At 66.3% G+C, this 20,159-nt stretch carries 20 protein-coding genes; 5 read left to right on the plus strand and 15 right to left on the minus strand.

Annotation, left to right across the window (positions count from 1 at the left end; translation table 11 throughout):
- Positions 1–56 precede the first annotated feature (56 nt).
- From QE394_RS05915 to QE394_RS05955, 9 genes are all read right to left on the minus strand, one after another.
- Positions 57–1,127 (minus strand): LacI family DNA-binding transcriptional regulator, encoded by a 1,071-nt coding sequence (locus QE394_RS05915; RefSeq protein WP_349034038.1) that lies wholly within the window; start codon positions 1,125–1,127, stop codon positions 57–59.
- An 85-nt stretch (positions 1,128–1,212) separates the two neighbouring features.
- Positions 1,213–2,379, minus strand: coding sequence for a Gfo/Idh/MocA family oxidoreductase (locus QE394_RS05920; protein WP_261620881.1), 1,167 nt, complete (start codon positions 2,377–2,379; stop codon positions 1,213–1,215).
- 30 nt (positions 2,380–2,409) lie between these two features.
- Positions 2,410–3,270 (minus strand): sugar phosphate isomerase/epimerase, encoded by an 861-nt coding sequence (locus QE394_RS05925; protein WP_261620882.1) that lies wholly within the window; start codon positions 3,268–3,270, stop codon positions 2,410–2,412.
- A gap of 48 nt (positions 3,271–3,318) precedes the next feature.
- Complete coding sequence (locus QE394_RS05930) at positions 3,319–4,200, minus strand: ATP-binding cassette domain-containing protein (protein WP_056076656.1); 882 nt, start codon at positions 4,198–4,200, stop codon at positions 3,319–3,321.
- Positions 4,197–6,035 (minus strand): dipeptide/oligopeptide/nickel ABC transporter permease/ATP-binding protein, encoded by a 1,839-nt coding sequence (locus tag QE394_RS05935; RefSeq protein ID WP_349034039.1) that lies wholly within the window; start codon positions 6,033–6,035, stop codon positions 4,197–4,199. Before QE394_RS05935 ends, QE394_RS05930 begins: the two co-directional genes overlap by 4 nt.
- Positions 6,032–6,973: an ABC transporter permease gene (locus QE394_RS05940; protein ID WP_349034040.1), complete on the minus strand. Its 942-nt coding sequence runs from the start codon at positions 6,971–6,973 to the stop codon at positions 6,032–6,034. The genes QE394_RS05935 and QE394_RS05940 overlap by 4 nt, the downstream gene beginning before the upstream one ends.
- 83 nt (positions 6,974–7,056) lie before the next feature.
- Positions 7,057–8,589 carry an ABC transporter substrate-binding protein gene (locus QE394_RS05945; RefSeq protein WP_349034041.1) on the minus strand — a complete coding sequence of 511 codons (1,533 nt, stop codon included), beginning with the start codon at positions 8,587–8,589 and terminating at the stop codon, positions 7,057–7,059.
- A gap of 146 nt (positions 8,590–8,735) precedes the next feature.
- Positions 8,736–9,746: a Gfo/Idh/MocA family oxidoreductase gene (locus tag QE394_RS05950; RefSeq protein WP_056076664.1), complete on the minus strand. Its 1,011-nt coding sequence runs from the start codon at positions 9,744–9,746 to the stop codon at positions 8,736–8,738.
- Positions 9,743–10,585 carry a TIM barrel protein gene (locus QE394_RS05955; RefSeq protein ID WP_349034042.1) on the minus strand — a complete coding sequence of 281 codons (843 nt, stop codon included), beginning with the start codon at positions 10,583–10,585 and terminating at the stop codon, positions 9,743–9,745. The genes QE394_RS05950 and QE394_RS05955 overlap by 4 nt, the downstream gene beginning before the upstream one ends.
- Before the next feature lie 204 nt (positions 10,586–10,789).
- On the opposite strand from QE394_RS05955, the gene QE394_RS05960 reads away from it, so the two are divergent.
- The gene (locus QE394_RS05960) at positions 10,790–11,836 is read left to right on the plus strand and encodes a LacI family DNA-binding transcriptional regulator (RefSeq protein WP_349034043.1); all 1,047 of its coding nucleotides are present in this window, start codon (positions 10,790–10,792) and stop codon (positions 11,834–11,836) included.
- Between the two features lie 66 nt (positions 11,837–11,902).
- On the opposite strand, the gene QE394_RS05965 is transcribed toward QE394_RS05960, so the two are convergent.
- The 5 genes from QE394_RS05965 to QE394_RS05985 all read right to left on the minus strand — a co-directional run bounded on the left by QE394_RS05965 (position 11,903) and on the right by QE394_RS05985 (position 15,932).
- Positions 11,903–13,369, minus strand: coding sequence for an MFS transporter (locus QE394_RS05965; RefSeq protein ID WP_349034044.1), 1,467 nt, complete (start codon positions 13,367–13,369; stop codon positions 11,903–11,905).
- 83 nt (positions 13,370–13,452) lie between these two features.
- The gene (locus QE394_RS05970; protein ID WP_268159310.1) at positions 13,453–13,932 is read right to left on the minus strand and encodes a MarR family transcriptional regulator; all 480 of its coding nucleotides are present in this window, start codon (positions 13,930–13,932) and stop codon (positions 13,453–13,455) included.
- 160 nt (positions 13,933–14,092) lie between these two features.
- Positions 14,093–14,974: an aminoglycoside phosphotransferase family protein gene (locus tag QE394_RS05975; RefSeq protein ID WP_349034045.1), complete on the minus strand. Its 882-nt coding sequence runs from the start codon at positions 14,972–14,974 to the stop codon at positions 14,093–14,095.
- Between the two features lie 198 nt (positions 14,975–15,172).
- A complete protein-coding gene (locus QE394_RS05980; protein WP_349034046.1) occupies positions 15,173–15,505 on the minus strand; it encodes a GYD domain-containing protein in 333 nt (110 codons plus the stop codon).
- A gap of 79 nt (positions 15,506–15,584) precedes the next feature.
- A complete protein-coding gene (locus tag QE394_RS05985; protein WP_091718143.1) occupies positions 15,585–15,932 on the minus strand; it encodes a hypothetical protein in 348 nt (115 codons plus the stop codon).
- Between the two features lie 180 nt (positions 15,933–16,112).
- Here QE394_RS05985 and QE394_RS05990 point away from each other — a divergent pair, with 180 nt between their 5' ends.
- From QE394_RS05990 to QE394_RS06005, 4 genes are all read left to right on the plus strand, one after another.
- Complete coding sequence (locus QE394_RS05990) at positions 16,113–17,180, plus strand: nitronate monooxygenase (RefSeq protein WP_349034047.1); 1,068 nt, start codon at positions 16,113–16,115, stop codon at positions 17,178–17,180.
- Between the two features lie 152 nt (positions 17,181–17,332).
- Entirely contained in the window at positions 17,333–17,962 is a 630-nt protein-coding gene (locus QE394_RS05995) for a hypothetical protein (protein ID WP_349034048.1), read from the plus strand.
- Between the two features lie 82 nt (positions 17,963–18,044).
- Positions 18,045–18,782 (plus strand): YcnI family protein, encoded by a 738-nt coding sequence (locus tag QE394_RS06000; RefSeq protein ID WP_349034049.1) that lies wholly within the window; start codon positions 18,045–18,047, stop codon positions 18,780–18,782.
- Between the two features lie 100 nt (positions 18,783–18,882).
- Positions 18,883–19,524 carry a DUF4232 domain-containing protein gene (locus QE394_RS06005; protein WP_200937707.1) on the plus strand — a complete coding sequence of 214 codons (642 nt, stop codon included), beginning with the start codon at positions 18,883–18,885 and terminating at the stop codon, positions 19,522–19,524.
- 76 nt (positions 19,525–19,600) lie between these two features.
- Here QE394_RS06005 and QE394_RS06010 read toward each other — a convergent pair whose 3' ends face one another.
- The gene (locus tag QE394_RS06010) at positions 19,601–20,056 is read right to left on the minus strand and encodes a DUF4383 domain-containing protein (protein ID WP_349034050.1); all 456 of its coding nucleotides are present in this window, start codon (positions 20,054–20,056) and stop codon (positions 19,601–19,603) included.
- Positions 20,057–20,159 lie beyond the last annotated feature (103 nt).

Raw genomic sequence — 20,159 nt, forward strand, 5'->3', positions numbered from 1 at the left:
GCAACCGGCGTTTGTCAACCGGTTGCCAAAAATTGCCATTTAGGTGGCGCAGGATCTCAGGCGGGGTGGCCCGATGCCAGGAGCCTGCCGCTGGAACCACGCAGCACCAGCTCGGTTTCCACCTGCAGCGCCGGGGACACTTCCTCCGCGCCGTGCAGCACCTCCAGCAGCAAGGTTGCCGCCTCGGTGCCGCAGGCCGTCATCGGCGACCTGATGGTGGTCAGCGCCGGAGTGGTGAAGTCCGCACCGAAAATATCGTCAAAGCCCACAATGCTGATCCGGTCCGGAACCTGCACGCCCGCGGCCTGCAGCTCCTGCATCAGGCCAATGGCCAGGAGGTCGTTGTACGTCATCACTGCCGTGGCACCGCTGGCGACGACGTCGCGCGCAACCTGCCTGCCGCCGTCGACCGTTGGCTTGGAGGAAGGAAGCTGGACGCACTCCAGGTGGGACCACTCGCACGCAGCCTTAACGCCTTCCCAGCGGCGGGTGGTCATCCAGGACTGCGGCGGCCCGGCCACGTAGGCAACCTTCCGGTGGCCGTTGGCGGCAAGGTTCCGCACGGCCTCGCCAATGCCCTTGTTCACATCCGGAACCACCGAGGGGACGCCGTCCACCTGGCGGTTGATCACCACCACGGGCTTCTCCCGGGCCAGTTCGCGGATGCGGGCATCGTCCATGCGGGGGCTGGCCAGGATGAGACCGTCCACCGTGGTCAGCATGCGGCGCGCCGCCGTCAGTTCGGTGTCCGCGGATTCGGCCGACTCGGCGAGCATCAGGGTGTAGTCGCGGGCAGTGGCCGTGGATTCAGCGCCGCGGATGATGCCGAAGAACGTGGGGTTGGTGATGTCGGCGACGATGAGGGCCAGGGTGTTGGTGCGGCCGGTGGGCAGGGCGCGGGCGAAGGGGTTGACCCGGTACTCGAGCTGGGCTGCGGCGTCCTCGATCAGCTTCTGGGTCTTGGCGCTGACCCGGCCAGGCTTGCTGAGGGCACGGGAAACCGTGGAGGGGTTCACGCCCGCCAGCTTGGCAATGTCGTAGATGGTGGCGCTCGATTTCCCGCTGCGGACCGGTTTCCGGTCTTCGGCGGATGAATCGGAAAGGTCCTGCGTCCTGGATTCGCTCACTGCCCCATCCTAACGAGGGAAGGCTCGGAAATGGCCAGCGGTTGCCCTGCTGTTGCAGGGTGCAACCACTGGCCATCCCGGCCGGTCAGCTCCGCTCGGGGAACTGGCCTTCGGCGGCGATCCGCTTGTTCAGCTCGGCAAGGAACACGTCCTCGTCGAAGTCCAGGCCCACTTCGGTGCCGGTCCAGCTGGAGAGGTGGATGGCGTTGGCAAGGCGGACACCGTTGATGCCGTCCGAACCAGGGGCCAGCAGCGGCGTGCCGTCCAGGATGTTGGCGGCGAAGTTTTCCAGGACGCCGGCGTGCTGGCCGCCCCAGACGGATTCGAACTCGATGACCTCGGTGGTGTAATACTCCTCGGGCTTCAGCTGGCCCATGAAGAGCTTGCGGACATCATCCATGCCCATGCCGTCGCTGAGTTCACGCTCGGGCTTGTCCAGGCGCGTGACAGTGGCAGTCTTGGAGCCTTCGACCACGATCTTGCCCTGGTCGCCCAGGATCTCGAAGCGGTCGGTGCCGGTGAGGTCGTGCGTGGCGGTGACGAACACGCCGGTGGCGCCGTCGCCGTAGTCAACCACCGCGGTGACCTCGTCCTCGACGGCGATGTCCCGGCGGAAGCCGTAGGCCACCTTGGCGTAAACGGACTTGGGGACACCGCAGATCCACTGCCACAGGTCCAGCTGGTGGGGAGCCTGGTTGACCAGGACGCCGCCGCCCTCGCCGCCCCAGGTGGCCCGCCAGGCGCTGGAGTTGTAGTACCCCTGCGGACGCCACCAGGTGGTGATGATCCAGTTGGTCCGGCGGATGGCACCGATCTCCCCGTTGTCCACGATCTCCTTGATCTTGCGGTACAGCGGGTTGTTGCGCTGGTTGAACATGATGGCGAAGGAGAGTTCCGGCTTGGACGCCGCGAATTCGTTCAGTTCCTTGACCTGCTTGGTGTAAACGCCGGCGGGCTTTTCCACCAGGGCGTGGATGTTGCGCTGCAGCGCTGCGATGCCCATTTCGGGGTGGAGGTAGTGCGGGACGCAGGTGACGACGGCGTCCACGTCACCGCTGTCGAGCATGGCGATGTAGTCATCGTGGAAGGGGACGCCCGGGTAGGTTGACGCGGCGAGTTCCTTTTTGGCGGGGTCCGTGTCGCAGATGGCCGCGATTTCCATGTTCGGCACCAGTCCGTCGGTGATGAACTTGGCGTAGGCGCCGCCCTGCTGGCCCAGGCCGATGATGCCGAGGCGTACTTTCTTGCTCATGTGGTTGTACTCCGTTTGTTCGATCGAAAATTAGAAGAGGTCCGCGTGGCCCATGGCGGCCAGGTTGTCGTAGGAGGTCTGGAGGGCGTCCCACACGGTGCGGCCGTACAGCTCGTCCTGTTCCACCAGCAGGTACTGGGCACCGGCTTCGACGGCGGCGGGAACGATGGAGGGGAAGTCCAGGTTGCCCTCGCCCACCTCGGCGAACTGGACCACGTTCTTGAATTCCGCCATGAAGCCGGGGAAATCACCCTTCTCCAGCAGCCCGAACGATGATTCCGGCATCTGTCCGATCCGGTAGTCCTTCAAGTGCACCATGGCTGTGCGTCCGGCGTACTTTTCCAGCGTGCGGACCGGGTCGAGGCCGCCGCGCTGGACCCAGTGGACGTCGATTTCCATGCCCATGGCCGGGGAGTTGTCCGCGATGATGTCCAGCATGTACTTGCCGTCAAACTTCGCGAACTCGATGTGGTGGTTGTGGTAGTACAGGCTGATGCCGTGTTCCTGGAGCCGTTCCGCATACCCATTGGCTTGCTTGGCAAAGTCCACCACGGCGTCCAGTGACTTCATGGCGGGAAAGGGCAGCATGCCGATCCGCAGCAGTGAGGTGTCCAGCCGTTTGGCGTCGTCCACGATCTTGTCGAAATTCTCCGCCAGCGACTCCACCGGCATGCCCTTCCGGCCTTCAACATTGACGGACAGTGCTGCGATGTCCATGCCGAGTTCGCTGCGGGACCGGTCCAGTTCTGCCACGTTCTCCGGTGTCATGGGGATCTGCGAGATCTCCACCGCGTTGTAGCCGATCGCACTGACCTTGCGCAGCGTCTCGAACGCCCCGATGTCCGCGAAGCTGTCCTTGAGCATCATGGCTTGTACGCCTATTTTGGCCACGTCATTCCTCCGTTGTTCCTCTGGGTAAGCCTGCAACCGAATCCCCGCTCAGGCGAGGACGGCCGCCTGTTCGTTCTGCTGCCGCTGCTGTTCGAGCAGGCGGTGCCTGTCGGCGCGGCGCTGTTCCTGGCGGTCCGGGTCCGGGACCGGGGACGCGAGCAGCAGCCGCTGGGTGTAGGGGTGCTCCGGGGCCCGGGTGACGACGTCGGCGGGGCCTTGCTCCACGATCCCGCCGCGGTACATCACGGCTACGCGGTGGCTGATGTGCCGGACCACGTCCAGGTCGTGCGACACGAAAAGGTAGGAGACGCCGGTATCACGCTGGATTTGCAGGAACAGGTCCAGCACCACCGCCTGGGTGGACAGGTCCAGGGCACTGACCGGTTCATCGCAGACGATCAGCTTGGGTGAGAGGGCGAGTGCGCGGGCGATGGCCACGCGCTGGCGCTGGCCGCCGCTGAACTCGCGGGGCAGGCGGCTGATGGCGTCGGCGGGGAGCCCCACCTGGTCCAGGAGTTCGCGGACCCGCTTCTTTGCCTCCGCCGGTGGCTTGCCCTGCACGCTGAGCGGTTCGGCCAGGATGTCGCCGATCTCCAGGGCGGGGTTCAGGGACGTGTAGGGGTCCTGGAAGACCACCTGCAGGTCCCGGCTGAGCTTCCGCCGCTCCTTGCGGGTGGCTTGGCTGATGTCGTTGCCCTCGAAGATGACCTTCCCGCCGGTGACGGGCGCCAGGCCGAGGACTGCGCGGCCCAGCGTGGTCTTGCCCGAGCCGGACTCCCCCACCAGGCCAAGGGTTTCACCCTGGCCGATGCTGATGTTGATGTCCGACAGGGCACGGAACGACTTGGCGCGGAACCCTTTGCCGGGGTACTCCACAGCGAGGTCTTCCACCCGCAGCAAATCCTTGAATTCGGCATCGGTGCTGGTCATTTGACGGCCTCCTTGGCGGATGCGGAGACGAGCATGGTCATGGGTTCCTTGCCTTCGAGCATGGAGGAGAGCAGCATCTGCGTGTACGGGTCTTTCGGTTCACGCAGGATGGTCCGGACGGGACCTTCCTCCACGAGGCGGCCGTTCTGCATGACCACCACGCGGTCGCAGAGGTCCGAGACGACGCCGAAGTTGTGCGTCACCAGGATGACGCCCACGTTGAGGCGGCGCTGCAGGTCCCGGATGAGGTCCAGGACGTCCGCCTGGACGGTGACGTCGAGGGCGGTGGTGGGTTCGTCGGCGATGATCAGGTCCGGTTCGCAGCTGATGGCCCCGGCGATCAGGACGCGCTGGGCCATGCCGCCGGAGACTTCGTGCGGGTAGGCCTGGAAGGTGCGCTCCGGGTTGGCGATGCCGACGTCGGAGAGCAGCTTCATGGCGCGTTTGGTGGCCTCGGCCTTGGAAATGCCGAGGACGCGAACCATGGGCGTTACCAGCTGGTAGCCGATGGTGAAGGCGGGATCCAGGTTGGACATGGGCTCCTGCGGAATGTAGGAAATCCGTTTGCCGCGCAGTTTGGTGAGCCGCTCCTGGCTGACTTTTTCGTCCCCAGGGGCAACTGTGTAGTTACCGTCGAACTGGATGGAGCCGGCCACTATCCGGGCGGTGCCGGGCAGCAGCCCCAGGATGGAAAAGGCGGTCTGGGACTTGCCGGAGCCGGATTCGCCCACGATGCCGAGGATTTCGCCGCGGTCCACATGGAAGGAGACGTCGTCCACCACCTTCTTGATGGAACCGTCCGCCTGCGGGTAGCCCACGCCGAGGTTGGTGACCTTGACCAGGTGGTGTTCGGTGCCGCTTTCGACGGCGGCCACGGCGCCGCGTGCCTGGCGCACCTTGGCGGGTGCCGGCGTCGTGCGTTCCGTGGCAGAAGCCGACGCCGCGGCCTTGCGCTTCCGCTGCTTGACCTTCTCGCCGTCCTCCAGTGCGTCGCGCACCGCGTTGCCCAGCAGGACGAGGGCGCCGACGGCGAGGCCGATGGCCACCGCCGGCCAGAGCAGGAGCGTGGGGGTCAGGTAGACGTTCTTGAAGCCCTCGCTGAGCATGACACCCCAGGTGGCAACGGTGGGGTCGCCGAGGCCCAGGAATTCGAGGCCGGACTGGACGCTGATGGCCACGCCGCAGACCATGGCGGTCTGGATGATGATGGGGGCGCGGACCACGGAGAAGATGTGGCGGCTGATGATGCTGCGGTCGCTGAGGCCGGCAACGCGGGCGGCGTCGACGTACAGTTCGTTGCGCACCGATTGGACGGAGGTCCGGGTGAGCCGGAAGTAGCCGGGGCTGAGGAGGATGCCAAAGGCGATCATCGAGATCCAGACGGAGGGACCGAAGGCGGCCCGCACGGTCAGCAGGACGATGATTCCGGGCAGGCTCATCAGGATGTTGACGAACCAGCCGGCGATGCCGTCGAATTTTCCGCCGTAGTAGCCGGCCACCAGGCCGGCGGGGAGGCCGATGCCGATGGCGACGGCGGCGCAGAGCAGTGCCGAGAGCAGCGTGGTGCGGGCGCCGAAGACGAGGCGGCTCCAGACGTCGCGGCCCACGCTGTCAGTGCCCAGCAGGTGGTTGGCGTCCGGGGCGGCGAGGGTGGAGGCGATATCCGCGAAGTTTTCGTCGAACGGCGCCAGGACATCCGCCAGGACGGCCATGGTGACGAGGACCGCCAGGATGGCCAGCGCAATCAGGCCCATGGGGTTGCGGAGGACTTTGTGGATGACGTGGGACCGGACAACAACGCCGGTCTGGCCGGTGAGCTCGACAGGCTGGCTCATGAGACACGCACCTTGGGGTTCAGCCAGCCGTTGATGAGGTCCACCAGCAGGTTGACGATTATGACGATGACGACGGTATAGAGGACGACGCCCATGACCAGGGGGATATCGCCCATGGTGGTGGACTGCACGGCGAGGTTGCCGATGCCGGGCAGGGCGAAGATCTGCTCGATGATCACCACGCCGCCCAGCATGCCGATGAACTGCAGGCTGAGGACTGTCAGCCCGGTGGGGGCGGCGCTGCGGAGGACGTGCTTGAAGAGGATTTCGCGTTCCGGGATGCCCCGGCTGCGCAGCGTGCGCACATAGTCCCGCTCGAGCTGCTTGATGACGGCGCTGCGGACCTGCTGGGCGCCGCCGGTGACGCCGTTGATGACCAGCGCGATGGCCGGAAGCGTCAGGGAAGCGGCCCATGCGGAAGCTCCGGCGTCCGGGGCGATGCTGGAGGTTGCCGGGAAGAGCTTGAGCTGGATGGCGAACAGCGTGACCAGGATGATGGCCAGGACGAACCCGGGAATGGCGTCGCCGACGATGGCACCCGTCTGGACCAACCTGTCGATCCAGCCGCGCTTGACGGCTGCGGCCATGCCGAGAACTGTGGCGAGGACGGCGATGAGCAGGATGGCGGCGATCACCAGGGTGAGGGTGATGGGGAGCCGGGTGGCGATGGCGGTGGCCACGGGTTCGCCGGTGAACCATGAGCGGCCGAAGTCGCCGGTGATGGAGTGTCCGGCCCAGTCCAGGAACCGTGCGGGCAGCGGCTGGTCCAGGCCCAGCTCCGTTTCCTTCTGAGCCACCTGCTCCTGGCTTGCATACTCCCCCAGGATGTTGCGGGCAATGTTGCTGCTGGAGAAATACAGCAGGAAGTAGGTCAGGAAGGAAATCGCACACAGGACGACAAGTCCCGCAGCAATCTTCCGGATGATGAACTGAACCATAATGCGCTCCGTTGGGCGTGGCCGTTGTGGTGATTGAGTCTCTGGTGGTGTGGGGCCGGCGGACCGGCCCCACACCGGGTTTGCTACTTCGCCGGAGCGTAGTTGTAGATGGACGGGACAGCCTGCTGCAGCTGCGGTTCCACGGTGATCTTCTTGCTGGTGTAGTACATCTGGTTCAGCCGGAACAGCGGTGCGAACCAGGCGTTCTCGGTGACGTAGGTGTTCACCTTCTTGGCCAGTTCGGAGCTGTTTTCACCACCAACATGGACCTCTTCCACCAACGCGGCGATCTCCGGGTTGGTGGACTTGAACGGGTTGTACAGGGCCGAGGTGGAGATCATCTGGTTGATGGCGACCCACGGCTCGCCCTGGTAGAGCTGGAAGGTGGCAGCGGCGAACTTGCCGGCAGCCATGTCGCCCACGTAGTTGGCCTGCGGGACCGACTCGAGCTGGACCTTGATGCCGATATCGGACAGTTGCTGGGAGTACACGGCGTTCAGGGCCTCAAAGCCAGCCATCGTGGGGATCTTCAGCGTGAAGCCCTCGGGGTAGCCTGCTTCCGCCAGGAGCTGCTTGGCCTTAGCGGGATCGTAGGAGTACCTGTTGTCCAGGTCCGCCACGAACGCACCGCTGTCCGGGCCGAAGACCTGGCTGGTGGGGGTGCCCTGGCCGAGGAACTGCTGGTCCAGGATGGTCTTGCGGTCAAAGGCGTAGTTGATGGCCTGGCGGACCTTTACGTTGGCCATTTCCGGGTTGATCTTGCCGTCACGGTCGTAGAGCAGGATGCCGTGCCAGTCCACTTCACTCTTGGTGAGAACCAGGCCTGCGCCCTCGGCCTGCTTGCCCGTCTTCGGGTCCAGGAGGGCGCCGTCGATCTGGCCGGAGACCAGGGCGTTGGTGCGGGCGGTGATGTCCGGCAGTGACTTGATGGTGACCTTTTCGAACTTCTGCAGGTCCTTGTTCCAGTAGTCCGGGTTCTTGGTGTAGACGTACTGCGAGCCCTTGACGCTGCTTGCCGTGTCCAGCTTGTAGGGGCCGCTGCCCACGGGATCGGTCTTGATGCCCGGGGTGCCGATGGCCTTGGGGCTGGCGACAAAGCCGGCGGCCTGGGTGAGGTAGTACTCGAAGGCCGGGTCCGGGGTGCTGAGCGTGATGGCAACCGTGCTGGGGTCAACCACGGCAACCGACGCCATGGAGGCCACCTGGTAGACGTCGCGGCCCTTGGCCTGCTGGAAGTGGTCAAGGTTGGCCTTGACGGCGGCGGCGTCCACGGGGGTGCCGTCCGTGAATTTTGCATCGGTGCGAAGCTTCAGCGTCAGGACCGTGTTATCCGCGTTCCAGGACTTCTCCGCCGCCAGCATGGGGCTGATGGTGCCGTCCGCTTCGCGGATCAGCAGAGTGTCGTATACGGCCTGGTAGTACGGCATGGTGTGGCCGATGTGGGCGTCTACCGGGTCGAATGACGGCAGGTCTCCGAGTTCGGCGATGGTCAGCGACGTGGTGGCTGCGCCGCCGTTCCCGGAGCCGGTGGCGGAACCGCCGCCACCGCAACCGGTCAGCGCGAGTGCTGCGCTGAGGAAAATAGCGGCGCCTGCCGCCTTGGGACCGAACTTCATCGTTGGCTCCTTGGATGAGTGGAGTGGTGCTCTTGGCGAAAGCGTGTGGCCTGCGCCACATTGCTTGTGGAACCCACAGTACGCATCGTTGCCATTATTGGCAACCGGTTGTCAGAAAAGTTGCACTTTTGTTTTGCAGCCGTTTGTCAGGAAACGGTTTCAGCCGCGTCCGGGTAGCTCTGGCGGTAGATGTCCTTGATGATCCGCAGCGATTTCTCCGCTTCGGCAGGGCTGATCCAGAACGGTTCCGCGTCACCGAGGCGGGCGTAGAAATCGGCGATCAGCAGCTCGTGGGACACACCCCAGTAGTCACGCCCGCCGGAGGCGCTCCTGCGTTCGGGCACAACCTCCACGCGACCGTCGGCATACGTCACCGTCAGGTCGCCCCGGAGGTTCAGGACGGCTTTTTCGGTGACGACATCCAGGGTCACCGGCGCGTTGTACGGGTTGGCCAGGGTGGCATAGAAGGCGCTGCGGGCACCGTTGGCATGCTCGGCCACGAATTCCGCAGTGTCCTCCACCTCGATGTCGCCGCCCAGGAAGCGGGTGGACGCATTGCCGCTGACCGCAGTGATGTCCCCCGCCAGCCATTGGAGCAGGTCCAGGGTGTGGATGGCCTGGTTCATCAGGAGGCCACCGCCGCCGCCTTCCCAGGTTCCGCGCCAGGGCCGGTTGCGGTAATAATCCGCGTTCCGCTGCCACATGACTGTGGCGGACGCACCTACCACCGCCCCGAGGTCGCCGGTTGCCAGAAGCTGGTGCATCGCCTGGGACGTGGCGTTGTACCGGTTCTGGAAGCAGACGGCGATCTTTGCGTGGTTCGCTTCGGCCGCTGCCACCAGCCGCCGGCCCTCAGTCAGCGTGTGGGCCAGCGGCTTCTCTACAATGACGTTCACGCCCCGCTCCAGGCAGTCCGCTGCAATGGAGGCATGCTCATTGTGCGGCGTGCAGATGTGCACCACATCAGGCCGGACCTCCTCGATCAGCCTGAGGTGGTCGCTGAAGCCCGGAACGCCAAAAGCCTCCACGGCTGCGGTGAGCCGCTGGGTGTCGGGGTCGCAAACCCCGGCCAGCACGGCGTCGTCGAGCTTGGCAATGGCCTCGAAGTGGACGGAGGAAACGTCGCCGCACCCGATGACGGCCGCCCGGGCCGTCACGAGAACGAAACCCCGTGCTTGCCGGCGAGAACGGCGAAGGCGCGGGCAGCGATGCCGAACGCCACCGGGCCGGAGAAGCCGCCCAGTTCGTGGGCGCTGGCGAGGTGCGGCTCAAGGGAAGCGAAACCGCTGAAGCCATCCGCTTTCAGGGCGGCCACCGTGGCGTCCAGTTCGCCGTCGCCGTGGCCCGAAGGGACTACTTCGCCGGTGCTGAACAGGGCGTCCTTGACCTGGAAATATTCGAGGTAGGGCCGGAGCATGGCGTAGCCCGCGGTGTACGGCTTGACGCCCACCTGCACGAAGTTGGCGTTGTCCCACGCAACGCGGAGCGCCGGGGAGGCGACCGTTTCCATGATGTCCAGGACGCGCTCGGGGGTGTCGCCGTAGATGTCTTTTTCGTTTTCGTGCAGGAGCACGACGCCGGCCGCCTCGGCTTCCCTTGCCAGTGCGGCCATGCGGACCAGGACGTCGTCGCGGATATCCCCGGCATTTTGGGCCTCAGCGCGGTAGAAGGAGAAGATCCTGATGTAGCGGGTGTCCAGGCCCTTGGCAACGGAAATGATCTGGCGCAGGCGCTCCACCTCGTGCTCCACGGGCAGGCTGACGTCCACCTTGCCGATGGGGCTGGCGACGGCCGAAACCTTCAGTCCTCGCCCGTCCAGGATGCCCTTAAGTTCCTGCACCTGCTCCGCCGTAAGTTCGGAGACGTTCGTCCCCCACGCGCTCCGGACCTCGATGTGGCTGGCACCCAGGGCCAGCAGCACGGCGGCCTGCACGTGCGGATCGGGATCGATTTCGTCGCCGAATCCGGACAGGGGCCAGGTTGCAGTCTCGCTCACGGTTTCTCCTTGGTGCTGGCATGCCGGCGCGTCATTGGCCTGGGGCATGCGTGGCTGGTGTCACATCTCCCCTGCAACATTAGCCGCGTTGCAATTCACTGACAACCGGTTGCCACAATGTGCGATCCGTGACATCCTAGGGCTTTCAGCGCAGTGTCTCCGGTCACAACCGCGCTCACGCCAGTCCGTTCAGAGAGGAACGCCATGGCACTGCCGCAAGTTTCCGTGGGCCGCCCCGCGACCATCCACGACATCGCTGCCGTGTGCGGCGTAGCCCCGTCCACGGTGTCCCGGGCTTTGTCCACGCCGGAGCGGGTCAATATCCGGACCCGGGAGCGGATCCAGGCCGCCGCCGTCGAGCTTAACTACACGCCGAACTCGCAGGCCAAGGCCCTGAGTTCAGGAAAGACCGGCGCCGTGGGCGTCCTGGTCCCGGACATCACCAATCCCTTCTACTTCGACCTCATCCGCGGAACCCAGCTCCAGCTCAAAGCCGCCGGGTACACGCAGCTCCTGGTTGATACCGAAGAATCGGACGAGGTGGAGGCCAGTGCCATCCAGCAGCTCCGCAAGAGCGCGGACGGCCTGATCGTGGGTGCTTCCCGCTTGACGGATGAGGCCCTGCTGGCGGCCTCCGCTGCCATGCCGCTGGTGGCCATCAACCGGGATGTGCCCGGCGTTCCTGCGGTGATCATCGACACCCCCGCGGCCACCGGCCAGGCCCTGGACCACCTGATTTCGCTGGGCCACACCAGGGTGGCGTACATCTCCGGCCCTGTCTCGTCCCAGTCGAACGCCCGCCGGTGGGACGCCTTGTCCGAAGCCGGCAAGGAGCGCGGCATCGACGTGGTCAGGCTGGGGCCGTTCGCCCCGAAGACCCAGTCCGGCGCCGCGGCAGCGGACACCGCAGTCCACAGCGGCGCCACGGCCTGCATCGTGTTCAATGACCTGATCGCCATCGGCATGCTGCAGCGGCTCCGCGAACGGGGCGTCAGGGTCCCCCAGGACATGAGCATCGTGGGCTGCGATGACATCTTCGGCGCCGATTTCTGCAACCCGCCCCTGACCACCATGTCCTCCCCCATCGAGCAGGCCGGCAGGGTGGCGGTGACCATGCTGCTGGCACAGCTGGATCCCCTCCGCGGCGGCGGCACGCGCACCCGCTCGGTGATGCCCACACACCTGACGGTGCGCGCCTCCACCACGGCGGCGCCCGCACCGATGGCCCCCACAGGTTCCCCGTATTCATAAACCCGGGCCGGGCCCCCTCACCGGCGAAGCCCGGCCGTGAGCTCCAGTGCCAGCCGCCTCAATGTTCTACAGGTGCACGGCCGGCGCGTCGGAGGTGCCTGCGCCGCTGAAGGTTTTCCTGCTGATGGTGATCAGGAGCAGGGCAACAGGCGTTATCAGCATGGCGACGCCGGCGGCCCACCAGAAGACCGTTGCGTATCCGCTGGAGAGTGCCTCCATCGGGGATCCGCCCGCGGCCGCAGCGCCGGCGGCCGCGACCGTGCTGAACAAGGCGATGCCGAGTGAGCCGCCAACCTGCTGCGAGGCGTTGACCAGCGCACTGGCGACGCCGGCGTCGTCCTTGTCCACCCCGAAGAGCGCCAGGTTCTGCATGGGGACGAACACCATTCCCAGCCCGATGCCCAGGAGGATCAGCGCGGGCAGCATGTTCACCAAATAGGAGCCGTCCGCCTTGACCTGGGTGAGCCACAGCATCGCCGCGGCCATGAAGAGCGGACCCACCGCGGTCGGAATCCTGGCGCCCAGCGCCGGCAAGTTCTTGGCAACAATGCCCGCTGTGGCGATCAGCACCACCGTCATGGGCAGCGAGGCCACTCCGGCGATGAAGGGCGCGAAACCCAGCACGATCTGGATATAGAAGTTGATGAAGAGGATGCCGCCGATCAGGACCGCGCCGGCCAGGAAGGATGCGAGGAAGGCAGCGGCACGGTTGCGTTCAGTGGCAACGCGAAGGGGCAGCAAGGGGTGCTTGACGCGCTGTTCGACGACGACGAACAGCACCATGAGCGCGGCACCGGCCAGGATGAATCCCCAGGCTTCCGGCGAGGCCCAGCCATGTTCGGCGTTAGTGAACCCGAAGACGAGGGCGCCGAGCCCCAGTGCCGCCAGAACCACTCCAGGCCAGTCGTACTTCGCTGATCCTTCGGCCTTGCTTTCCTGGACCCTCCTCCACACGCCCAGCAGGGCGATCACAGCGATGGGCACGTTGACGAAGAAGCACCAGCGCCAGGAAACGTAGTCCGTGAGGAAGCCACCCAGCAGGACGCCGGCGGCGGCCCCCACCCCGCTGATGGAACCGAAGACGGCGAATGCCGTTCCCCGCTCCTTGCCTCCCGGAAAGGAGACGGTGAGCAGCGCCAATGCTGCCGGCGCCAGCAGGGCCGCAAACAGCCCCTGGAGGGCGCGTGCTCCGATGAGCTCCCACGGCGCTTGGGCGAGCCCGCCGGCGAGCGAGGCGACGGCGAATCCGATGGAGGCGGTCATGAAGGCGCGTTTCCGGCCCCAGAAGTCAGCAATGCGCCCGCCAAGGAGCAGGAATGCGCCGAGCGCCAGGGCGTAGGCGGTCACCACCCATGCGCGGGTGGAGTCGCTGATGCCCATCTCAGCCTGCAGGCGCGGAAGGGCCAAATTCACGATGGTGCCGTCCAGGACCACCATGAACTGCGCCAGGGCCAGGAAGACCAGCGCCCACCATTTGCCGCGGGTGGGGGCGGTCCGATTGGGCGCTGCGGGCTGCGCGGTTTGTGTGGCCACAAGGTTCTCCAACTCTAGGTAGTAATACTTACATAAGTATAAGTATTAGTTGTTCTGAGTTCAAAGCAGCGTCCTGTAAACCCTTAGTCCCGGCCCGGCTCCGCCAGGACCGCAGCCAGGCGTTCCAGCGCTGGCAGCGCGGCGGCCAGGCGGTCACGGTCCCCTTCTTCCAACCGGTCGCCGGCCGTAGCCAGCGCGGCCGCCCACGCTTCTTCAAGGAGGGTCTTGATGCGCACCGACTCGGACGTCGGATGCAGGGCGACGTACCTCTTATCCGAGGCGTCGCGCTCGCGGGTCACCAGGCCCAGCGCCACAAGTTCCCGCAGCTGCGAACTGACGTTGCTCAGCTGACGGCCCAGGCGGGCCGCCACTTCCGCCACCGTGATGCCTGGGTGCCGCTCGATAACGCGGATGACGTCGAGCACTCCGCTGGAGAGCGGGAGGACTCCCGTCCCCTCATGGGTCTTCCGCCGTACCTCGAACGAGATATCCAGGATGGCGACGGCGAGGGGCCGGGAGTCGAGGGGCTTCCCATCACGGTGAGGGGGCGTGGAACGGTCCATGCCCCCAGCATATGAGAGGCCCGCACGGTTGCTTTCCACTCCTACTCCGCAGGACTGCCGCCCTTGGTGAAGGGCAACACGAGCCGGGACCGGTGGTGCGCGTCCCGGTAGATCTTGTGCGTCACCGGCCGCCCCACGATGCGGGCTGGGCACACCCCTGTCAAAAGAGTTGCAGGGCCTCCCGGAGCATGCGCTGGCCCTGGCGTTCGAACACCTCGTCGCCCACGATATGTGCCCACACGGCCGTCCCGATCGCCTCCCGGAGCAGGTGGATGCGCCACACGGTCTGGGACCTCGGATCCGTACCGTAACCGTCCAGGAACGCCTGCTCAAGCTCTGGCCGTCCCCGCCATTGCTGCACTGCCATCCGGCACAGGTCCGTGGCGGCCGGGCGGAAATCAAACCGGCCGAAGTCGATGACCCGGACTTCGCCGGAGTGGATGAGCCAGTTCCTCGGCTGCCAGTCGCCGTGGGTGGGAACCACCGTGGCCGGCGGCGGCCGGTACTCCGCCAGGCGCCGCCTGGCTTCCCGCTCGAGGGCGGGATCAATCCGATGGGCACGGTGCAGCCACGCAAGTGACTTCGCTGTGGCCTGGAGTTCATAACGGTCATCGATGCGGAACTCCTGGCGGTGGAACAGCTTCAGCAACTCACCGGCCTGGGCATACGTGGGCGGGGCCAGTTCGGCTTCCGCGCCCTCCACCAGGTGGCCCTCAAGGTATTCCATGACCAGCAGGTTGGCGCCGGGATCGGCGTGGAGCAGGCGGCCTGCCCGTCCGCACTCCACCAGCGGGCGGGTATAGGCCCGATGGGCCGCCAGCTCGCGGCCGAGGTGGTGGTTATCCGGTCCCCCGGCCTTGATGATGAACTGCCCGGCGGGCGCCTGAACGTGGAGAACCTTTGTGTCCGTCAGCCCCCAGGACAGATCAGCGCGGAGCTTCGGCGAACCCAGCCACGATGCGACCAGGGCCGACTGTTCGGTGCCCAGCAGTCCGCCGTCCCAGTGACCGTTACCATGTCCTGCCCGCAGCCCTTGCCCCATCCGAGGAGCCTAGCAATCAGTGCCTACGCCTCCGATCCGGCCCCGTACCTTCAGGCCGCCACTGATGTGGTCCTGCTTTCGCAGGGCTGAGGCCGCGAACAGCAAACAATGAAGCCATGGCTCACCCCCGGAGCAAAGTCGTAACCACATGCCACCGCAACCCGCGCCGATGCTCCGGGACCGCGGGGCCCGGTGGCGTCAGGCCGGGTTGCCGGGCGGCCGGTAGGAGATCTCCGCGGCCACTTTGAGGGCTTCCATCGTTTCCTCGACCGTGAGGAGCACCGTGGTTTCGAAGGAGCTCAGCGCGCCTCCTCCGCTGATGGCCAGTGCTACCGCGGCCATGGAAACGTTATCCGGGGCCTCCCACAGGTTGTAGCCGTCATGGGCGCCGAAGCCGTACCAAAAACCATGGAGCTTGCCGCCCACGGATTCGATGTAGGCCTGGGCTGCTTTCCGGCGGTCTTCCGGATTCCGCGTCAACCGTGACCACGTCTCCGGGGTGTAACTGAATCTTGAGAGATAAAGGGGCATGGCCCGCTCCTATCGCCCGCTGCTGAACTGTGGCCGGTCGGTGGCTCCGGCTGGCTGGAGCCACCAACCGCAAGTACGGCTACAGCTTGTCGGTGCGGTCCTCGCCGCCCCTGTGGCCGCCGCCGCGGAGGTTCTCCTGGACTTTGCCGAAGAGGTCCTTGATGGTGGATTCCGCGTTGCTGATGACATCCACCGGCACATACACGTCATGCGTGGCCGGAAGGTCGTACTCGTCCTTCAGGTGCGTGCCGTTTCCGACTCCCTGCAGTGACAGGTAAACCATCGCTTCCGTCCGCGCGATCCCGGCAAGTTTTCCAAACACCACGGTGAACTCATTGGGCTGGAAGGTGATGGTCTGGCCGATGTGGCTGCGGCCAAGTTCACCAGCCGGAACAACCTTTTCTGACTGGCTTCCGGTGTAGTCCATGAACTTCTCCTTAGATCGCCTGCACTGATGAAATGCAGTCTATCGCCGGGCGGCGCGGACGTGGCCGGCACTTTTCTTCACACGAACGCAGCGGGACCGGGCCGGGACTTGGGAGCGCAGCCCGGCCCTGCAAGACTGGTCGAAGCAGCCGCAAGCCACCGGATCCGTCAGGAGAATGCCATGCCCTATCAGGACCACGCCGCTTCACGCCGCAGCAGGCTCACGGACGTACTCGGCATTGACGTACCGGTGGTGCTCGGCCCCTTCGGCGGCGTGTCTTCCGTGGCGCTGACCGCGGCGGTGTCCGACGGCGGCGGGCTGGGTTCGTACGGCCTGTACGGGTACGACGGCGCCGCGATCCTTAAGACGGCGGCGCAGCTACGTGCCGCCACGGCCAAGCCGTTCGCCCTTAATCTGTGGGTGCCCACGGGCAGCGAAACGACGGAGCTGCCCCGGACGGAGTTCGACAGCTATGTCCGCGCCCTCCAGCCGTATTTCGAGGAGCTTGGCCTCGAACTGCCGGACATGCCGGCGCGCTATATGGCCGATTACGGCGAGCAGGTGGAAGCAACCCTGGAGGCTGCCCCCGCCGTCGTCAGTTTCGTCTTTGGCGTCCCCGCACCGGAAATTGTGGAAGAAGCGCACCGGCGCGGCATCAAAGTGGCCGGCACCGCCACCACCGTGGAAGAAGCCCTGGCCCTTGAGGCGGGCGGCGTGGATGCCGTGGTGGCCAGCGGCATGGAGTCCGGCGGCCACCGTGTGTCCTTCCTCCGCCCTGCCGAGGAATCCCTGGTGGGCACGTTCTCCCTGGTCCCCCAGGTGGCCGATGCCGTCAGCATCCCCGTCATCGCTGCGGGCGGCATAGCAGACCGCCGCGGGTTCGCCGCCGCCCGGGCGCTGGGAGCCGACGGTGTCCAGGTTGGTACCGCTTTCCTGGCCACCAGCGAATCGGCCGCCGCGCCCGCCTACCGGGAGTTGCTGCACAGCCCGGCCGCAGGGAACACGGTCCTGACCCGCGCGCTGAGCGGCCGGCTGGCACGCGGAATCCCCAACCGGGTTACCTCGGAACTGTCGCCTCCGGCCATCGCTCCGTTCCCCGTCCAGAACTGGCTGACCGGCCGGTTCCGTCCGACGGCCGCCGCTGCCGGAAACACGGATCTCATGTCCCTGTGGGCGGGGCAGTCTGCACGGCTCATCCGGCACCAGAGCGCTGCGGATGTCTTGGCGGAACTGCTGGCCGGGTCCTGACACGCTTGCCCCTCACAGCTGTCCGCTGCGGGTATCCACATACCGTCAGCCCGGCACCATAACGTCCCCGGTTCCCCGGTAGAATCGCACGGGCAGGAACAGCCGCTGTTTCCTGCCGTTGTCCGCACCACCGCACGGGGAGGGGAGAGTCAGTGCCGGCACACCGCACACCCTTCCACCTCCTCCGCGCCTCGGCCCTTGCAACCGGCATCCTGACCCTCGCCGCCGGCGCCCACGTGGCCGGCGGCGGTCAGCTTCCCGTTCCGGGGATCCTCCTCGCCATCCTGGCGCTTACGGGTCTCGCCAGCACCGCCGCCACCAGGCTCAAGCTCTCCTTCCCGGCCATGGCCGGTCTGATGGGCGGCGGGCAACTGGCGCTGCACGAACTGTTCGCCACGTTCAGCGTGCCCTCACAGCCTTCCGTTCCCGTGGCAGCCTATGCAGGCCACCAGCACGGCGTGCCGGCGCTCCCGCCGGAGCTGCTGGCCATGGCCGGGCATGTGGGCGGCCCCGCAGACCCGTCGTCGGGTTCCCTCATGCTGGCCGCGCACGCGCTGGCAACCCTCGGATGTGCCCTTCTGCTGGCCAAGGGCGAAGCAGCGCTCTGGGCCCTGGCCGGCTGGCTGAGGCCCCTCGCCGGCCTTCCCGCGCCCCTGGCGTTCAACGACGCCGGGCCAGTTCCCGCAGCACTTCCCCCAACCGCCGCTCCGCTCCGCCCCTGGCGGAACCTGCGGCAGGACAGCCGACGCGGCCCGCCTTCCGCCGTCGCGCTTTCCTCCTGACCCGCACCGGCACCGCACACCGGCCCGGGCATTCCCAGAAACTTTTGCACGCCACGTGTGGCGTGCGCCAGAAAGGCAACCCATGAATTCCTCAACACTTCGCCGTACCCTGACCGCAGCCGCAGCCGCAGCCGGCACCGCCGCGCTGATCCTGGCAGGCGCCGGAGCCGCGTCCGCCCATGTGGGCGTGACGCCGGACAAGACCTCAGCCAACTCCTATGCGCTGCTGACCTTCGCCATCCCCCACGGCTGCGAGGAATCCGCCACCACCAAGGTGGCCATTACCCTGCCGGCAGAGCTCAACGATGCCCAGCCCACCGTGAATCCCAACTGGACAGCGGAGAAGGTGACCGAACAGCTCGCCGAGCCGAAAAAGCTCGCCGACGGCAGTTCCATCACGAAGCGGACCAGCCAGATTGTCTACACGGCCAAGACGCCCTTGGCGCACGAGCTCCGTGACACGCTGGTCCTGTCCGTCAAGCTTCCCGATGCCGCCGGCACCACCCTGAATTTCCCCACGCTGCAGACGTGCGAGGCCGGCCAGACGGACTGGTCTGAAATCGCCAAGGACGGCCAGGACCCGCACTCACTGAAGGCGCCGGCCCCGTCCATCACCATCACCGAGGCCGCCGCGTCCGACGGGCACGGTGCCACCGCGGCCGCGGCAACCCACACGGAACAGGCAGCGTCCGTGACGGACAGCGGCGCCGATGCCCGCAGCTGGGCCGGCCTCGGGGCCGGCGTGGCCGGGCTGGTACTCGGCGGGCTCGCGCTGCTTCGGAGCGGCGCACGCCGGAAGGCGGCCGACAGCACCAAGTAGCCCCGGTTTGATGCCCGGATCATCACGATCCGGGCATCAAATTGCCTTGGGACCACGTGGCATCGTTGACGCCGCCCCGGACTGCCGCGAAGGTGGTGGCATGAGGTCTCAGAAAACACTCCAGGGGATAACCTTGTCGACGGCCGGCGTGGCGGCTGTCCTGCTGCTTGCATCATGCGGTCTCGGCCAGCCGCAGAGCCAAACGACCACCACCCCGGCCGGGCCGGGGACGGGCTCCGCCAGCCCTTCGCAGTCCGCACCCCCGGCTACAACGGCCGCGCCGCCGTCGTCCGCCGCCCCTGCCACCACCACGCCGGCAGGGCCCGGACTGTGCAAGGCAGCCGGGCTGTCCGCCGCCACCGACGCCACCGGAGGGGGCGCCGCAGGAAGCGTCTACATGAAGCTCAACCTCACCAATACCGGCAGCGAACCCTGCATCCTCAAGGGCTTCCCCGGCGTGTCCCTCGCAGCGGACGCGGCAGGCGGCCCCATCGGTGCGGCGGCCGACCGGGACGAGTCCGTTCCCGTCACGGATGTCCTGCTGGAACCGGGTCAAACCGGCTGGGCCCAGCTGCGCTACACCCAGGCAGGCAATTACACGGATTGCTCACCGGTTGAGGCGGCCGGCTACCGGATCTACCCGCCGGAGGACACCGCGTCCCTTTTCCTGGCCCAGCCCACCACTGCCTGCAACAACGCAGAGATCAAACTGCTGACCATCGGCGCTTTCCAGCCCGCCTGAGGCGACTGCTCCACGCCACGCAAAAGCAGGCGGTCCCGGCATCTGCCGGACCGCCTGCTTTTGTCTCTGGTGGTACTCAGGCCGTGGTGCGCCTGGTCCGTGCTGTCCCGCGGGAAAGGGCCACGCCCAGGCCGATCATGGCAACGCCAAGGACGAAGTGCAGCCAGTTGTCAGCGGTGTTGACCGGAACAAAGTTGGCTGCCGAATCCTGGCCGATCAGCAGGCCATAGAGCCACAGGACCAGGTAAATGGCGCCGCCGCCGATCAGGTAGTTCCTGGACTGCGCGGCGCTGCCGGCCATGGCGATTCCCGCGACGCCGAAGAGCAGGTGCACGATGTTGTGCAGGATGGACACCTGGAAGATGCCCAGTAGCAACGCCTCGGAACCGTGCCCGGCAAAGCCGAGGCTCTCGTAGTTGGACGTGATGCCCGGGATGAAGCCCAGAACCCCCACCAGGAGGAAGACGGCGCCAACTGCCAGGGTTGCTTTTTGGATGTTGGTCCGGCCTGCGGTGCGACCGGTGGAACTCATGCTGGTCATGATCTGTCCTGCTTTCAGTCGTATACGTGCACGTCATCGCGGGGATGTGCGTGAACTCCAGACTCAACCCCGATACGATAAGTATACTTATCAA

Origin of the sequence: Pseudarthrobacter sp. SORGH_AS 212, from assembly GCF_030818145.1 — a bacterium.
In the GTDB taxonomy this organism is placed as follows: domain Bacteria; phylum Actinomycetota; class Actinomycetes; order Actinomycetales; family Micrococcaceae; genus Arthrobacter.

What these genes read in the sequence shown, in the direction of transcription:
- QE394_RS05920 (WP_261620881.1), bottom strand. Translation starts at nt 2,379, where the DNA reads ATGAGCAAGAAAGTACGCCTCGGCATCATCGGCCTGGGCCAGCAGGGC.
- QE394_RS05930 (WP_056076656.1), bottom strand. Translation starts at nt 4,200, where the DNA reads ATGACCAGCACCGATGCCGAATTCAAGGATTTGCTGCGGGTGGAAGAC.
- QE394_RS05935 (WP_349034039.1), bottom strand. Translation starts at nt 6,035, where the DNA reads ATGAGCCAGCCTGTCGAGCTCACCGGCCAGACCGGCGTTGTTGTCCGG.
- QE394_RS05940 (WP_349034040.1), bottom strand. Translation starts at nt 6,973, where the DNA reads ATGGTTCAGTTCATCATCCGGAAGATTGCTGCGGGACTTGTCGTCCTG.
- QE394_RS05945 (WP_349034041.1), bottom strand. Translation starts at nt 8,589, where the DNA reads ATGAAGTTCGGTCCCAAGGCGGCAGGCGCCGCTATTTTCCTCAGCGCA.
- QE394_RS05960 (WP_349034043.1), top strand. Translation starts at nt 10,790, where the DNA reads ATGGCACTGCCGCAAGTTTCCGTGGGCCGCCCCGCGACCATCCACGAC.
- QE394_RS05970 (WP_268159310.1), bottom strand. Translation starts at nt 13,932, where the DNA reads ATGGACCGTTCCACGCCCCCTCACCGTGATGGGAAGCCCCTCGACTCC.
- QE394_RS05975 (WP_349034045.1), bottom strand. Translation starts at nt 14,974, where the DNA reads ATGGGGCAAGGGCTGCGGGCAGGACATGGTAACGGTCACTGGGACGGC.
- QE394_RS05980 (WP_349034046.1), bottom strand. Translation starts at nt 15,505, where the DNA reads ATGCCCCTTTATCTCTCAAGATTCAGTTACACCCCGGAGACGTGGTCA.
- QE394_RS05985 (WP_091718143.1), bottom strand. Translation starts at nt 15,932, where the DNA reads ATGGACTACACCGGAAGCCAGTCAGAAAAGGTTGTTCCGGCTGGTGAA.
- QE394_RS05990 (WP_349034047.1), top strand. Translation starts at nt 16,113, where the DNA reads ATGCCCTATCAGGACCACGCCGCTTCACGCCGCAGCAGGCTCACGGAC.
- QE394_RS06000 (WP_349034049.1), top strand. Translation starts at nt 18,045, where the DNA reads ATGAATTCCTCAACACTTCGCCGTACCCTGACCGCAGCCGCAGCCGCA.
- QE394_RS06005 (WP_200937707.1), top strand. Translation starts at nt 18,883, where the DNA reads ATGAGGTCTCAGAAAACACTCCAGGGGATAACCTTGTCGACGGCCGGC.
- QE394_RS06010 (WP_349034050.1), bottom strand. Translation starts at nt 20,056, where the DNA reads ATGAGTTCCACCGGTCGCACCGCAGGCCGGACCAACATCCAAAAAGCA.